Source organism: Pseudomonas sp. ACN8 (assembly GCF_002303925.1).
Classification (GTDB): Bacteria; Pseudomonadota; Gammaproteobacteria; order Pseudomonadales; family Pseudomonadaceae; genus Aquipseudomonas.
The window spans coordinates 31063-46606 of sequence record NZ_MRCS01000049.1; the positions used below are offsets into that span (position 1 = coordinate 31063).

At 61.3% G+C, this 15544-nt stretch carries 13 protein-coding genes; 7 read left to right on the forward strand and 6 right to left on the reverse strand.

What is annotated here, in order from left to right; all coding sequences use genetic code 11:
* The first annotated feature begins 111 nt into the window (after positions 1-111).
* From BSF44_RS23680 to gcvP, 5 genes are all read left to right on the forward strand, one after another.
* The gene (locus BSF44_RS23680; RefSeq protein ID WP_095945555.1) at positions 112-1116 is read left to right on the forward strand and encodes an extracellular solute-binding protein; all 1005 of its coding nucleotides are present in this window, start codon (positions 112-114) and stop codon (positions 1114-1116) included.
* Between the two features lie 204 nt (positions 1117-1320).
* Positions 1321-2937 carry an iron ABC transporter permease gene (locus BSF44_RS23690; RefSeq protein WP_095945557.1) on the forward strand — a complete coding sequence of 539 codons (1617 nt, stop codon included), beginning with the start codon at positions 1321-1323 and terminating at the stop codon, positions 2935-2937.
* Positions 2938-3093: 156 nt separating this feature from the next.
* Complete coding sequence (gene gcvT / locus BSF44_RS23695) at positions 3094-4176, forward strand: glycine cleavage system aminomethyltransferase GcvT (RefSeq protein WP_095945558.1); 1083 nt, start codon at positions 3094-3096, stop codon at positions 4174-4176.
* A 49-nt stretch (positions 4177-4225) separates the two neighbouring features.
* The gene (gene gcvH / locus BSF44_RS23700) at positions 4226-4609 is read left to right on the forward strand and encodes a glycine cleavage system protein GcvH (RefSeq protein WP_095945559.1); all 384 of its coding nucleotides are present in this window, start codon (positions 4226-4228) and stop codon (positions 4607-4609) included.
* Positions 4610-4855: 246 nt separating this feature from the next.
* Positions 4856-7729 (forward strand): aminomethyl-transferring glycine dehydrogenase, encoded by a 2874-nt coding sequence (gene gcvP / locus BSF44_RS23705; RefSeq protein WP_095945560.1) that lies wholly within the window; start codon positions 4856-4858, stop codon positions 7727-7729.
* Between the two features lie 194 nt (positions 7730-7923).
* Here the strand turns inward: gcvP and BSF44_RS23710 are convergent, their stop codons facing one another.
* The 5 genes from BSF44_RS23710 to BSF44_RS23730 form a co-directional block, all read right to left on the reverse strand.
* Entirely contained in the window at positions 7924-8241 is a 318-nt protein-coding gene (locus BSF44_RS23710; protein WP_056726402.1) for a DUF2388 domain-containing protein, read from the reverse strand.
* Between the two features lie 68 nt (positions 8242-8309).
* Positions 8310-8759: an NfeD family protein gene (locus BSF44_RS23715; RefSeq protein WP_095945561.1), complete on the reverse strand. Its 450-nt coding sequence runs from the start codon at positions 8757-8759 to the stop codon at positions 8310-8312.
* A gap of 8 nt (positions 8760-8767) precedes the next feature.
* On the reverse strand, positions 8768-9688 hold the full coding sequence (locus BSF44_RS23720; RefSeq protein WP_007978923.1) for an SPFH domain-containing protein: 921 nt from the start codon (positions 9686-9688) through the stop codon (positions 8768-8770).
* Between the two features lie 84 nt (positions 9689-9772).
* A complete protein-coding gene (locus tag BSF44_RS23725; protein ID WP_095945562.1) occupies positions 9773-11557 on the reverse strand; it encodes a GspE/PulE family protein in 1785 nt (594 codons plus the stop codon).
* Positions 11558-11647: 90 nt separating this feature from the next.
* On the reverse strand, positions 11648-11986 hold the full coding sequence (locus tag BSF44_RS23730) for a hypothetical protein (protein ID WP_095945563.1): 339 nt from the start codon (positions 11984-11986) through the stop codon (positions 11648-11650).
* A 126-nt stretch (positions 11987-12112) separates the two neighbouring features.
* On the opposite strand from BSF44_RS23730, the gene BSF44_RS23735 reads away from it, so the two are divergent.
* Positions 12113-12577: an Lrp/AsnC family transcriptional regulator gene (locus tag BSF44_RS23735; protein ID WP_095945564.1), complete on the forward strand. Its 465-nt coding sequence runs from the start codon at positions 12113-12115 to the stop codon at positions 12575-12577.
* Positions 12578-12675: 98 nt separating this feature from the next.
* Here the strand turns inward: BSF44_RS23735 and BSF44_RS23740 are convergent, their stop codons facing one another.
* The gene (locus BSF44_RS23740; protein WP_095945565.1) at positions 12676-14043 is read right to left on the reverse strand and encodes an inorganic triphosphatase; all 1368 of its coding nucleotides are present in this window, start codon (positions 14041-14043) and stop codon (positions 12676-12678) included.
* A 157-nt stretch (positions 14044-14200) separates the two neighbouring features.
* On the opposite strand from BSF44_RS23740, the gene argE reads away from it, so the two are divergent.
* Complete coding sequence (argE, locus tag BSF44_RS23745; protein ID WP_095945566.1) at positions 14201-15349, forward strand: acetylornithine deacetylase; 1149 nt, start codon at positions 14201-14203, stop codon at positions 15347-15349.
* The last annotated feature ends 195 nt before the right edge of the window (positions 15350-15544 follow it).

The window sequence follows — 15544 nt, forward strand, 5'->3', positions numbered from 1 at the left end:
CAATTTCTGCTTGTGCAACATCCGGTAACTCCTCCGCTGCCAGCTTCGATTGAGAAGCTAAATGTGAGTCCTTATCATTTGCCCTCATTTTTCAATCGAGAGACCGCTCCCATGTTGGCACCGAAGCGTCTACTGACTGCACTGGCCTTGACCCTGATCGGCAGCACCGCCGCCCAGGCCGCTGACGAGGTGGTGGTCTACTCCTCGCGAATCGACGAGCTGATCAAGCCAGTATTCGATGCCTACACCGCCAAGACTGGCGTGAAGGTGAAGTTCATCACCGACAAGGAAGCGCCGCTGATGCAGCGGCTCAAGGCCGAAGGCGCGAACACGCCGGCCGACCTGCTGCTCACCGTCGATGCCGGCAACCTCTGGCAAGCCGAGCAGATGGGCATCCTCCAGCCGTTCACCTCGAAAACCATCGACGCCAACATTCCGCTGCAGTACCGGGCCGCCTCCCATGCCTGGACCGGCCTGAGCCTGCGGGCGCGGACCATTGCCTACTCCACTGATCGGGTGAAGCCGGGTGAACTGACCACCTACGAAGCGCTGGCCGACAAGCAATGGGAAGGCCGGCTGTGCCTGCGCACGGCGAAGAAGGTCTATAACCAGTCCCTGACCGCGACCATGATCGAAGTGCACGGCGCTGATAAGACCGAGGAAATCCTCAAGGGCTGGGTCAAGAACCTCTCCACTGACGTGTTCTCCGACGACACCGCCGTGCTGGAAGCGATCAACGCCGGTCAGTGCGACGTTGGTATCGTCAACACCTACTACTACGGCCGCCTGCACAAGCAGAGGCCAGACCTGCCGGTGAAACTGTTCTGGCCGAACCAGGCTGACCGTGGCGTACACATCAACCTGTCGGGTATCGGCCTGACCCAGCACGCGCCACACCCGGAAGCGGCCAAGGCCCTGGTGGAGTGGATGACCACCCCTGAAGCGCAGAAAATCTTTGCCGACGTGAACCAGGAGTTCCCGGCGAACCCGGCCGTGCAGCCATCGGCTGAAGTCGCCGCATGGGGCAAGTTCATCGCTGATACCTTGCCTGTGGAAATCGCCGGCAAGCGCCAGGCCGAGGCGATTCGCCTGATGGACAAGGCTGGCTGGAACTAAGTCGCCCTATATACTGCGCCCCGCCTATGCGGGGCGTTTGTTTTTGCGTTGCGCGCCTCTGACGATGTAGGAGCGAGCTTGCTCGCGATGAGCGTCAGGGCACCGCGGACCGTCAGGTTCCCCGCGTTATCGTTGACGTTTTTCGCGAGCAAGCTCGCTCCTACAGTGTCGATCTCATCCATTAGATAGTAGAGAACCAAGCCTTTGGCCCATCCCGCCCAACGCCGCTGGTATCCAGTCGTCTTCGCCATCGCTGCGCTGGTCCTGTTGCCCCTGAGCGTTCTGCTGCTTTCCTGGCAAACCGTCGATCAACAGATCTGGTCCCATCTCTGGGACACACAGATGCCGCGTTTGCTGGGCAATACCTTGACCCTGGTGCTAGGCGTCGGTGTCGGCGTGACAGTCCTGGGTGTCAGCCTGGCATGGCTCACCAGCCTTTGCGAATTCCCCGGCCGGCGCTGGCTGGACTGGGCTCTGATGCTGCCCTTCGCGATCCCGGCCTATGTGCTGGCCTTTGTTTTCGTCGGCCTGCTGGATTTCGCCGGGCCCGTGCAGACCTTGCTACGAGAGTGGTTTGGCAGTGGTCTGCGGCTGCCGGGCGTGCGTTCCACGGGCGGTGTGATTGTGGTGCTGGTGCTGGTTTTCTATCCCTATGTCTATCTGCTGGCGCGCACGGCTTTCCTCGCCCAGGGCAAAGGCCTGATGGAAGCCGCGCGGGTCCTTGGCCAATCGCCCTGGCAAGCGTTCTGGCGGGTGGCGTTGCCCATGGCACGACCAGCCATTGGCGCGGGCGTGGCATTGGCGCTGATGGAAACCCTGGCGGACTTCGGCGCCGTGTCGGTGTTCAACTTCGATACCTTCACCACTGCCATCTACAAGACCTGGTACGGTTTTTTCAGCCTGTCGTCCGCCGCGCAACTGGCCAGTCTGTTGCTGCTGGTGGTGATGCTCGTGCTCTACGGCGAACGGCGTGCCCGTGGGGCCAACCGGGCGAGCAACGAGCGACCACGGGTCAAGGCGCTGTATCACTTGCGAGGCCTCAAGGCATTGGCGGCGACGACTTGGTGCGGTCTGGTGTTCGCCTGCGCTTTTGTTATCCCGATGCTGCAGTTGGCAGTGTGGTTCTGGCTGCGCGGGCGCTTCGATCTCGACGAGCGCTACACCGGGTTGATCGTCCACACCTTGTACCTGGGGGCGATGGCGGCGTTGATCACCGTCAGCGTCGCCTTGTTACTGGCGTTTGCCCGACGACTGGCACCCACCCGGGTCATTCGTTCCGGGATCAGCCTGGCCAACCTGGGCTACGCCTTGCCTGGTTCGGTGCTGGCGGTGTCGATCATGCTGGCGTTCAGTTACCTGGATCGCGAGCTGGTGATCCCGCTCTCGGGCTGGCTCGGTGGCGCGGGCAAGCCGCTGCTGCTGGGCAGTCTGTCGGCGTTGCTGCTGGCCTATCTGGTGCGCTTCATTGCAGTGGCCTACGGGCCGCTGGAAAGCAGTCTGGCGCGTATACGGCCATCTTTGCCCGAAGCGGCACGTAGCCTTGGCGTCAGTGGGCCACGACTGTTTTTCAAAGTGTATCTGCCATTATTGCTACCCGGCACGTTGAGCGCCGCGCTGCTGGTGTTCGTCGATGTGCTCAAGGAAATGCCCGCGACCCTGCTGATGCGCCCGTTTGGTTGGGACACGCTGGCGGTGCGAATCTTCGAAATGACCAGCGAAGGCGAATGGGCCCGGGCGTCTTTGCCGGCATTGACCCTGGTGCTGGTCGGGCTGTTACCGGTCATCGGATTGATCCGTCGTTCAGCACATCGAAACAGCTAGGTGTCAGTCCTACACCTTGCGGCTACAATGCGCGGCATTCGGTGCGGTCCGTCTGACAGACCAGGTGGCTGAAATCGGTTGAAGGCCCTTTGTATCAAGGCATTCAGTCCGTGCAGCGCTTGTCCGCACCTTCGCCACGCCCGGAAGGAGAAACCCATGGGACAGCGTACGCCTCTGTACGACCTTCATCTCGCACTCGGCGCGAAGATGGTCGATTTTGGCGGTTGGGACATGCCTCTGCATTATGGATCGCAGGTCGAGGAGCACCATCAGGTGCGCCGCGATTGCGGTGTCTTCGATGTATCCCACATGACCGTAATCGACGTCGGCGGCGCCCAGGCCAAAGCCTGGCTTCAGCATTTGCTGGCCAATGATGTCGAACGCCTGCACAGCCCCGGCCGTGCGTTGTACAGCACCATGCTCAACGAGCAGGGCGGCATCGTCGACGACATGATCGTCTATCGTCTCGATGAGGGTTATCGTCTGGTGGTGAATGCCTCCACCCGCGACCAGGACATGGCGTGGATGCAAGCCCATCTCAACGGTTTCGACGTGCAACTTCGCGAGCGTTCAGAGTTGGCGATGCTGGCCATCCAGGGCCCCCACGCCCGGCAGAAAATTGCCGAACTGGTCAGCCAGTCCCGCGGCAACCTGATCCAGCTCCTCAAGCCCTTCGAAGGCCTGTCCGATGGTGACTGGTTCATCGCGCGCACCGGTTATACCGGCGAAGACGGGCTGGAAATCATTCTGCCGGCCGATCAGGCGCCAGGCTTTTTCAACGACCTGGTCGGAGCCGGGATTTCTCCCATCGGCCTCGGCGCGCGGGATACCTTGCGGGTCGAAGCCGGCATGAACCTTTACGGTCAGGACATCCAGCAAGACATTTCACCGTTGGCCTCCAATATGACCTGGACCATCGCCTGGGAACCCGCCACCCGGCAGTTCATCGGGCGCAAGGCCCTGGAAGCCGAAAAGGCCGCCGGTGTGCAGCACAAACTGGTCGGTCTGGTCCTTGAAGAACGCGGTGTTTTGCGCGCTCATCAAGTAGTTCGCATCGCCGATGTTGGCGAAGGGGAGATCACCAGTGGTAGTTTCTCTCCTACGCTTAGCAAGTCGATTGCACTGGCGCGCGTGCCGATGGCAACAGCCGACCGCGCTGAAGTGGAAATCCGTGGCAAGTGGTACCCGGTCCGGGTGGTCAAACCGACCTTCGTACGTCACGGCAAAACCTTGATCTAACCTTTTCTGGCGGGCATGACCGCCGACCCTTTTCCTGAGGACACAGAACATGAGCAATATCCCTGCCGACCTGCGTTTTGCCGAAAGTCACGAATGGGCACGTCTGGAAGCCGATGGCACCGTCACCGTGGGCATCAGCGATCACGCGCAGGAAGCGCTGGGTGACGTGGTGTTTGTCGAGCTGACTGAAGTCGGCAACGTGTTTGCCGCCGGTGATCAGTCGGGTGTCGTTGAGTCGGTTAAAGCAGCTTCCGACATTTATGCACCGATCAGCGGTGAAGTGATCGCGGTCAACGAAGCGCTGAGCGGCGAGCCTGAGCTGCTCAACTCCGATCCGTACGGCGCGTGGATCTTCAAGCTCAAGCCAAGCGATACCGCCGAGCTGGAAAAACTGCTGGATGCCGCCGGCTACAAGGCCGCCATCGGCGAATAAGCTTCAAGCGTCACCCCCAAAGCCCCGACCCGTCGGGGCTTTTTTTTGCCTGACAAATCCTTACCTGTAGGAGCGAGCCTGCTCGCGATGGTCGTCAACGATGGCGCTGGAAGCCTGACACCGCGCGGTGTTCTTAGGTTCATCGCGAGCAGGCTCGCTCCTACAGGATTCGCGTCCGGTACTGGCTGCTATGCTGGTTTGACCGTGTTGCATCGACGCTGAGCGCCAGTCAAGAGAGAGCCCGTCATGTCCCAATTGCCGTCCCTGAGCCAGTTACGCGACCCCAATGCCTTTCTGCGCCGCCACCTCGGGCCCGATGCCGCCGAGCAACAGGCGATGCTCGACAGCCTCGGCCTGGGCAGTCGGGTCGAATTGATCGAGCAAACGGTGCCGCCGGGCATCCGCCTCAACCGGGCGCTGGACCTGCCCCCGGCACTCGATGAAGAGGCCGCGCTGGCCAAACTGCGCGGTTATGCCGAGCAGAACCAGGTCTGGACCAGCCTGATCGGCATGGGCTACCACGGCACCCTTACACCGGCGGTCATTGTGCGTAATGTGCTGGAAAATCCCGGCTGGTACACCGCGTACACCCCCTATCAGCCAGAGATCGCCCAAGGGCGGCTCGAAGCGCTGCTGAACTTCCAGCAACTGACCATCGACCTGACCGGCCTGGAGCTGGCCAATGCCTCGCTGCTCGATGAAGCCACCGCCGCGGCGGAAGCCATGGCCCTGGCCAAGCGGGTCGCCAAGTCCAAAAGCAACCTGTTCTTTGTCGACGAAAACTGCCACCCGCAAACCATTTCCGTGGTGCAGACCCGCGCTGAGGGTTTCGGTTTCGACCTGATCGTCGACGCTGTGGATAACTTGAAGCAGCACCAGGTGTTCGGCGCGTTGCTGCAATACCCCGACACTCACGGTGAAATCCACGACCTGCGGCCGCTGATCGATCACCTGCATGCGCAACAGGCCCTGGCCTGTGTCGCCACGGATTTGCTGAGCCTGTTGTTGCTGACCCCACCGGGTGAACTGGGTGCCGATGTGGTGTTCGGCTCGTCCCAGCGATTTGGCGTGCCCATGGGCTACGGCGGGCCTCACGCGGCATTTTTTGCCAGCCGCGATGAATACAAGCGAGCGATTCCCGGGAGGATCATCGGTGTTTCGAAAGATGCGCGGGGCAACACCGCCCTGCGCATGGCCCTGCAAACCCGCGAGCAACACATCCGCCGGGAGAAGGCCAACTCCAACATCTGCACGGCCCAGGTGCTGCTGGCCAATATCGCCAGTTTCTATGCGGTCTACCACGGCCCCGAAGGGCTCAAGCGGATCGCCCAGCGGGTTCACCGGCTGACCTGCATCCTGGCCGCCGGGCTTGAGCGCAACGGTATCACGCGGGTCAACCGGCACTTCTTCGACACCCTGACCCTGGAAGTCGGCGGAGCTCAGACCGCGATCATCGACAGTGCCCGGGCCGCGCAGATCAACCTGCGCATTCTCGGGCGCGGCCAACTGGGCCTGAGCCTCGACGAGACTTGCGACGAAGGCACCGTGGCGAAGCTGTTCGATGTGTTCCTGGGGGCCGATCACGGGCTGAGCATCGATGACCTGGATGCCGAGGTCCTGCCTGGCGGAATTCCCGAAAGGTTGGCGCGAACTTCGCCTTATCTGCGCCATCCCGTGTTCAGCGCCCATCACAGCGAAACCGAGATGCTGCGCTACCTCAAGCAACTGGAAAACAAGGACCTGGCGCTCAATCAATCGATGATTCCGCTGGGCTCCTGCACCATGAAGCTCAACGCCACCAGCGAGATGATCCCGATTACCTGGCCGCAGTTCGCCAACCTGCACCCGTTCGTGCCCAAGGAGCAGGCCGCCGGTTATGGGCTGATGATCGAAGAGCTGGAGCGCTGGTTGTGCGCGATCACCGGTTTCGACGCGATCTGCATGCAGCCCAATTCCGGTGCCCAGGGCGAATACGCCGGGCTGCTGGCAATCCGCAAATACCATGAGAGCCGTCAACAGGGTGGCCGCGATATCTGCCTGATTCCTTCGTCGGCTCATGGCACCAATCCCGCGTCGGCGCAAATGGCCGGGATGCGCGTGGTGATCGTCGAGTGCGACGAGGCGGGCAATGTCGACCTGGATGATCTCAAGGAAAAAGCCGCGCAGGCGGCAGACAAACTCGCCTGCCTGATGGCGACCTATCCTTCGACCCATGGGGTGTATGAGGAAGGCATCAGCGAAATCTGTGAAGTGATCCACCGGCATGGCGGTCAGGTGTACATGGATGGCGCCAACCTCAATGCTCAGGTCGGGTTGGCGCGGCCAGCCGATATTGGCGCCGATGTCTCGCACATGAACCTGCACAAGACCTTCTGCATTCCCCATGGTGGCGGTGGGCCGGGCATGGGGCCGATTGGTGTTCGGGCACATCTGGCGCCATTCGTGGCCAACCATCCTGTGGTGCCGATCGACGGGCCGCACCCGCAAAATGGCGCCGTCAGCGCAGCGCCCTGGGGAAGCGCAAGCATTCTGCCGATCAGCTGGATGTACATCGCGATGATGGGGCCGCAACTGGCGGACGCCAGTGAAGTGGCTATCCTGGCCGCGAATTACCTGGCGCGGCATTTGTCCGGTGCCTTCCCTGTGCTCTACACCGGACGCAACGAGCGGGTGGCCCACGAATGCATCCTCGACCTGCGACCGCTCAAGGCGTTGACCGGCATCACCGAAGAGGATGTGGCCAAGCGCCTGATGGACTACGGCTTCCATGCCCCGACCATGTCGTTTCCGGTGCCGGGGACGCTGATGGTCGAACCGACCGAAAGTGAATCGAAGGCGGAACTGGACCGTTTTATCGGGGCGATGCTAAGCATCCGCGCGGAAATCAACGAGGTGCAGAACGGTAACTGGCCAGCTGAAGAAAATCCGTTGAAAGGTGCGCCGCATACGTTGGCCGATATCACCGGCGTGTGGGAGCGGCCGTACAGCATCGTGCAAGCGGTCACGCCGGACGCGCACACCAAGGCGCATAAATACTGGCCGGTGGTGAACCGGGTGGACAATGTGTACGGGGACCGGAACCTGTTTTGTGCGTGTGTGCCGGTGGATGATTACCGCTGACACCCCAGGCAACTCATGACTCCTGTGGGAGCGAGCCTGCTCGCGATTGCGGTGTGACAGTCACTGAAGATTTCACTGATCCACCGCAATCGCGAGCAGGCTCGCTCCTACAGGGAGGCTCGGTGAACATGGGATTTGTATTCGCAAGGCAAAAAAATGCCGCTCATGTGAGCGGCATTTTTCATTCGCAACGCTTACTCCGAAGCCACGGCATTCTTCGCCAGGATCGCATTCGCCAGTTCCATGTCCGTGGCTTGCAGGCCCGGGTTGTCGGCGCGGACTTTCTGCATGGCCGCTTCCAGGTATGGACCGCGGATACTGCCATCACTGGCAACGAAGCTGCTGGCATCGTCCTGAGCCGCGACGACCAGCTTGTTATCCTTGGATGTCAGATAGCTCGAACCGGTGGTTGCACCGGAGGTAAGAACGTTACGCCAAAAAGTATCGGCCATCGCCGAACCGACAGGCAAAGACAACAGCGCGACGGTAGCGACAGCAAGTTTGAAACGCATGACAGGGTGACTCCACTGGGTTGACTACGCGGTTGGATTGCCAACCCCCAATCGAGTTCCGTGGTCGCCTAATCCGTCGCTTCGACCAGCAGGATCGCGCCTTGCTGGCCGACCACCCGTACGCGGCTGCCAATGGCGGCATCCGGCCCGCGAGCCATCCACACACCGTCGGCCACCTTGATCTTGCCGCGACCGTCGACAATCGCTTCATGGACCAGAAAGGTTTTGCCGATCAGTTCCTGGCCGCGCAGATTCAGGTGCGGCTGTTCGCTCGGACGCCTCGCCGTGCGCTGACGCCGCCACCAGTACAACGCGGTGGCGATCGACAGCAGGCCGAACAACAGAAACTGCCATTCCCAGGGCAGGCCCGGCAGGAGAAAGGTCAAGACACCCACGGCTGCTGCCGCCATGCCGATCCACAACAGGTAGCCGCCGGCGCCGAACACTTCAAGAATCAACAGCACCGTGCCCAACGCCAACCAGTCCCAGAACGAAAGGTGCTGCAAAAATGCCCACATGGTGCGCCTCAGGCTTTCTTGTTATCGAATGTGGCCTTGACGATTTCGCCAATGCCGCCCACCGCGCCGATCATCGAACTGGCCTCCAGCGGCATCAGGATCACCTTGCTGTTGTTGGCCGAAGCCAGCTTGCCCAGCGCATCGATGTACTTCTGCGCCACGAAGTAGTTGACCGCCTGCACGTTGCCGCTGGCGATGGCTTCGGACACCACTTTGGTCGCCTGTGCTTCTGCCGCGGCTTGCCGTTCGCGGGCTTCGGATTCCAGGAAGGCGGCCTGGCGACTGCCTTCTGCTTCGAGGATCTGTGCCTGCTTCTTGCCTTCGGCGGTCAGGATCGCTGCGGCACGCAGACCTTCTGCTTCGAGGATTTGGGCGCGCTTGATCCGTTCGGCTTTCATCTGCCCCGACATCGCAGCCATCAGGTCGGCGGGTGGGCTGATGTCCTTGATTTCGATCCGGGTGATCTTGATGCCCCACGGTGCGGTCGCTTCATCGACAGTGCGCAGCAGTTTTTCGTTGATGCCGTCACGCTGGCTGAGCATGGCGTCGAGTTCCATCGAGCCGAGCACGGTGCGGATGTTGGTTTGCAGCAGGTTGCGGATGGCGTGTTCGAGGTTGTTGACCTCGTAGGCCGCCTGGGCCGTGTTGACCACCTGGAAGAAGCACACGGCGTCGATTTGCACCGTGGCGTTGTCGGCGGTGATGACTTCCTGCGGCGGAATATCCAGCACGCTTTCCATCACATTCATCTTGCGTCCGATGCGGTCCATGACCGGAACGATGACGTTCAGCCCTGGCTTGAGCGTGTTGGTGTAGCGCCCGAAACGCTCGACGGTCCATTCAAAGCCCTGGGGCACCACCTTGAAACCCATGAACAGAATGGCGACCACCAGGCCGACAAAAAGCAAAAGCACACTACCGATCTGCATAACGATTCCTTGTTGATGTGTGGATCTGTTGAGTTGCAATCGCTGGAGTGTAGCTGTGCCGATGCTGGATAAGTACCGCCGGGCTCAGTTCTGTTCGCTCTGGGGTGTCACTCGCAGTACCTCCTCGATGGTCGTCAGCCCGGCAGCGACCTTTTGCGCTCCTGACAACCGCAGGCTGCGCATGCCTTCCTTGAATGCCTGGCGCCGCACGGCCAGCAGATCGGTGTCGGGACTGATCAGCGCCTTGATGCCTTCGCTCAGTTGCATGATTTCGTAGACCCCGGCACGGCCGCGATAACCAGTGTCGCGGCACTCCACGCAACCGGTGGCTCGCTGGGCATTGGTCGGCAAGGGTGCTTGCCAGGGGCGGGTCAGGGTTTGCCAGTCGTCTTCGCCCAGCGTCAGGGTTGCCTTGCAGTGCGGGCACAGGGTCCGCACCAGTCGCTGGGCCATGACGCCGAGCACCGTGGCCTTGATCAGGTAGTGCGGCACGCCGAGTTCCAGCAGGCGGCTGATGGCGCTGGGGGCGTCGTTGGTGTGCAGGGTCGACAGCACCAGGTGCCCGGTGAGCGCGGCCTGGATCGCCATCTCCGCGGTTTCGAGGTCGCGGATCTCGCCGATCATGATGATGTCCGGGTCTTGCCGCATCAGCGCGCGTACGCCGGCGGCGAAGGTCAGATCGATGTTGTGCTGGACCTGCATCTGGTTGAACGCCGGCTCGACCATTTCAATCGGGTCTTCGATGGTGCAGAGGTTGACCTCGGGCGTCGCCAGTTTTTTCAGGGTGGTGTAGAGGGTGGTGGTCTTGCCCGAACCCGTCGGCCCGGTGACGAGGATGATGCCGTGGGGCTGGCGGGTCATGTCTTGCCAGCGGCGCAGGTCGTCGGCGGAGAAACCAAGCTGGTCGAAGTCCTTGAGCAATACTTCCGGATCGAAAATCCGCATGACCATTTTTTCGCCGAAGGCCGTGGGCAGCGTCGACAAGCGCAGTTCGACTTCGCCGCCGTCCGGGGTCTTGGTTTTGACCCGGCCGTCCTGGGGTTTGCGTTTCTCCGCGACGTTCATGCGTCCAAGGGTTTTCAGGCGACTGACGATGGCCATGGTGACCTGGGGCGGGAATTGATAGACGTTGTGCAGCACGCCGTCGATGCGAAAGCGCACCGTGCCTTGCTCGCGCCGGGGTTCGATGTGGATGTCGCTGGCGCGCTGCTGGAACGCATACTGGAACAGCCAGTCGACGATATTGACGATGTGTGCGTCGTTGGCGTCCGGCTCCTGGTCGCTGGCGCCGAGGTTGAGCAACTGTTCGAAATTGCCGAGGGTACTGACTTGCGGGTCGGCGCTGTTCGCCCCGGTGACCGATTTGGCCAGGCGGAAAAATTCGACGCTGAAGCGCTGGATGTCTACCGGGTTGGCCACCACACGCTTGATCGGTAATTTGAGCACGTGGGTCAGGTCAGCCTCCCAGCCACTGACATAAGGCTGGGCGCTGGCCACGGTGACCGCATCGCGGTCGATCGCTACCGCGAGGATCTTGTGGCGCTGGGCGAAGGCATAGGACATCAGCGGGGTCACGGCCGCGACATTGATTTTCAACGGGTCGATGCGCAGGTAAGGCTGGCCGGCCTGCCGGGACAGCCACAGGGTCAGGCTCTCGAGGTCCAGCGGTTTGCCGGGACGGCTGAGATCGTCCAGCTGTTGGCTGGCAATGAACTCCAGCGGATGCATCTGGCCAAGGGAAGCATTGCGGCGGCGGGCATTGAGCGCGTGTTCGGCCGAATCCTGACTGATAAAGCCCTGAGCGACCAGTTCGCGCAGCAGGTCATTGAGATCCAGCCAGCGGTCCTGAAAGGCGAGTTGTACGGACATGCGGGCTCCTTTTGAACGACAGTGCGCAAAGGATAGCCGTGACCCGGCTGACCGCTGGGCCACTACCCGATGAAGCCGTTTCGGAGTTTTTCAGCCCGCCGCTTGAGCCGCTTCGGCCCATGGGGAATCAGCTTCTTGCAGCTCCACCGAGCAGACGCTGATCAGGTTACGAAGTTTTTCCGCAATCACTTGCGCGCGGTGCCAGCTCAAACCGTCGATGACGATCTCGATGCTCAGCCAGTCGTCCTGGCGGTGCGCGTTGACTTGTTCCGGCGTGAGCAATTGCAAAGCGAACAAATTGAGAGCGCGACACAGCAGATCCGGTTCTGCCTCGGCCAGCATTTGATAGCGAACCCGGCAATGGGTGTTGCCGACGTTCCAGACATCGGCGCGGGCAGGTGGGGTGTTCACGGCTTCGAGATGCGGCATGGTCAGGCTCCAAAATCATTGGAGAAATGTTTACATCCTGTGCGGGGTATTTCTTCTCTATGATTGGCTGTATTGCACAAATGAAGAATCAATCAATTCAGTTGTTACTCGGTTAAGGGTTTTTTTATGCAAAGCGAACTGGACAGCTACGACCGCAAGATCCTCGCCTTGCTGCAAGAGGATGCTTCGCTTTCCAGCGCACAGATCGCCGAGCGGGTGGGTCTCTCGCAATCGCCGTGCTGGCGGCGGATTCAGCGGATGAAAGAGGAGGGCATCATTCGCGGGCAGGTGACCTTGCTCGACCGCAAGAAAATCGGCCTGAACACGCAGATCTTCGCGGAGGTGAAACTCAATGCCCACGGGCGTTCGAACTTCACCGAATTCACCGAGGCGATTCGCGGCTTTCCGGAGGTGCTGGAGTGTTATGTGCTGATGGGGGCGGTGGACTTCTTGCTGCGGATTGTCACGGCGGACATCGAGGCTTATGAGCGCTTTTTCTTCGAGAAACTGTCGATGGTGCCGGGGATTCAGGAGGTGAATTCGATCGTGGCGTTGTCGGAGATCAAGTCGACTACCAGTTTGCCGGTCTGAAACTTTGTGGTGACTGTGCCGGCCTCATCGCGAGCAGGCTCACTCCTACAGGATTTCGGTGATTTCCTGTAGGAGCCAGCCTGCCGGCGATGGCGGTATTACAGACGCAAGAGCATTTTCCAGGCACGGTTCTGATACACCGCAATCGCCTGCTGCTTGCGCGCATCCAGGACTTCGTCGGTGATCGATTCGTTGGCCAGTTGCGCCAGTTTGTTCAGCTCGCCGTACAGGCGATCCATTTCCGGGATCTCCAGCACGTTGCGCGCATGGTGCAGCCAGACCTGGATGCGTTCGATGCGCGGCAGTTGCTCGGCCAGGTCTTCCGGTTGTTGCTGGTAACGTTGCAGTTGCAACGAAGTGGCTTCTTCGCCCAGCAGGCGCGGCAACCAGCTGCCCAGTTGCGCAGCGCCCTGGCGATTGCCACGGGTGTTGCGGTCGGCGGCCCAGGTGCGGGCCAGCAGCCAGCGCGAGGTAGTCAGGGAGAACAGGCCCCAGCGCGGGTCTTCGAGTTCTTCGAGGAACTGCTCGGGCGCGGCTTTGCGCACGTCTTCATCTTCCAGGCCGGCCTGGACCAGCGGACGCCAGTCTTCCAGCAAGGCATCGAGGGCGATACGCAGATCGTGGGTCGACTGACGTGGTGCGGCCTGGCCCAGGCTGCTGATCAGCGCGCGCATTTCCGCGAGGCATTCGACCCAGTCCTGCAACAGGCGCCAGTGACCGTTGAAGCGATACTGCTCGGCCAGACGCTGGCTGCTGCCGAGCAAATGCCAGCTCAGCGCGACGAACGCGTCGTCCAGCGGCGTTTCGGCGGTGATCTGCGGCGCGGGCAGGCTCAACGAATAACTGTGAGCGTCGTACAGGCGATAACCGCGCTCGGCCTTGCTGATGTCGCAAGGCATCAGGGCCAGTTTCTCGGCCAGCTCGGCGGCCAGTTCCAGCAGGGCTGCCGGCTCGCCTTCGCGCAGTTCCAGTTCCAGCTCGCAGATTTCTTCTTTCTGCTTGCCGACCACGACGTGACCCAGGTCCAGCGCGGCTTCGATGACCACTTTGGTCTTGCCGCGACCCCAGGCGATTTCCGCGCGTTCGCGGACGAAGTCGGTGGTGAAGATCGGCTTCAGGGTCTTCTTGTCCAGCTCGGCCAGTTCCTCGGGCCAGCATTCGCCGTCGAGTTTCTTCAGGTCGAGCTTGGCTTTGGGCAGGTTCCAGTCGTACTCGTTACGCACGGACAGGCCGGCAACGCTTTGGCCGCGGGTCTTGAGGGTCTGAATCACTTCTTCGCCATCCTTGCGCAGGCGCAGGGCGACTTTGGCCTGGGCCAGGTCGCGCTCGGGCGTGTCGAAGTACTGGTTCATCAACTCACGGCGTTCCCAGCCACTTTTGTTGCGTTTCTTCAGTAACGGGTGCTCGCGCAGGGCGGCGAGGGTTTCGCGGCTGACGCGGAGTTTGATTTCGGTTTCTTTCTGCATGGCCGGAAAATCCAGGATCGGGAGCGCAGCCGGGGGAATGTGTGGCTGCCAAGGTCGTGCAGTGTACAGGACTCAAGGTTAGTACGCGCCGAGACGGTTTATTCCTGTCATCGGTTGGTTCTATGATGGACCTCAATTCGGGTGCCGGGAGTCAGCGATGCCATTGCCATCGATGAAAGAACAATTCGCTGCGTTGATCGCCGCACCGTCGGTCAGTTGCACTCAGCCCAGTCTCGATCAAACCAACCGCCCGGTCATCGATCTGCTGGCAACGTGGCTCGGTGAGCTGGGTTTTACCTGCGAGATCCAACAGGTCAGCCCCGGCAAGTTCAACCTGCTGGCCAGTTTCGGCTCCGGCCCCGGCGGCCTGGTGCTGGCCGGGCACAGCGACACCGTGCCGTTCGACGGCGCGCTGTGGCAAACCGACCCGCTGAAGCTGACTGAAGCCGACGGTCGTTGGATTGGCCTGGGCAGTTGCGACATGAAGGGCTTTTTCGCCCTCGCCATCGAGGCGGTCAAACCGCTGCTCGATCAGCCGTTCAAACAGCCTTTGCTGATTCTCGCCACTTGCGACGAGGAAAGCTCGATGTCCGGCGCCCGCGCGCTGGCCGAAGCGGGGCGACCGCTGGGGCGTGCCGCGGTGATCGGCGAGCCGACCGGGCTCAAGCCGATCCGCATGCACAAAGGCATCATGATGGAGCGCATCGACATTCTCGGGCAGAGCGGCCATTCCTCCGACCCGCGCCTGGGCCACAGCGCCCTGGAGGCCATGCACGATGCCATCGGTGAACTGCGCGGCCTGCGCCTGTTGTGGCAGCGCGAATTCCGCAATCCGCAGTTTGGCGTGCCGATGCCGACGATGAATTTCGGCTGCATCCATGGCGGCGACAACCCTAACCGCATCTGCGGTCAGTGTTCGCTGGAATTCGATTTGCGGCCGCTGCCCGGCATGGACCCCAAGGTCCTGCGCGCCGAGATCCTGCAGAAGCTCAAGCCGGTTGCCGAGCGGCATCAGGTCAAGATCGATTACGCGCCGCTGTTCCCTGAAGTGCCGCCGTTCGAGCAGGCCGAGGACGCCGAGTTGGTGCGCCTTGCCGAAAAGCTCACCGGTCACAGCGCCGAAGCAGTGGCGTTCGGCACCGAAGCACCTTATCTTCAGCGCCTTGGCTGTGAAACGCTGGTGCTTGGCCCGGGTGATATCGCCTGCGCCCACCAACCGGGGGAATACCTCGAAATGTCACGTTTGCAGCCTACGGTGCATCTATTAAGGCAACTCATCGAACACTATTGCCTGACCCCCGTGTAGGAGCGAGCCTGCTCGCGATGGACGTTAACGATGACGAGGGCAGCCTGGATAAACGCGGTGCCCTCCTATCCATCGCGAGCAAGCTCGCTCCTACAGGGTTTTGCAGTTAAATTGCCGATGTTCCAACCCGTATTCATGAGGAGAACGCGCGTGTCGCCAAGCCTGTTCCGACGATAACCATCAGCCCGCTGTGCG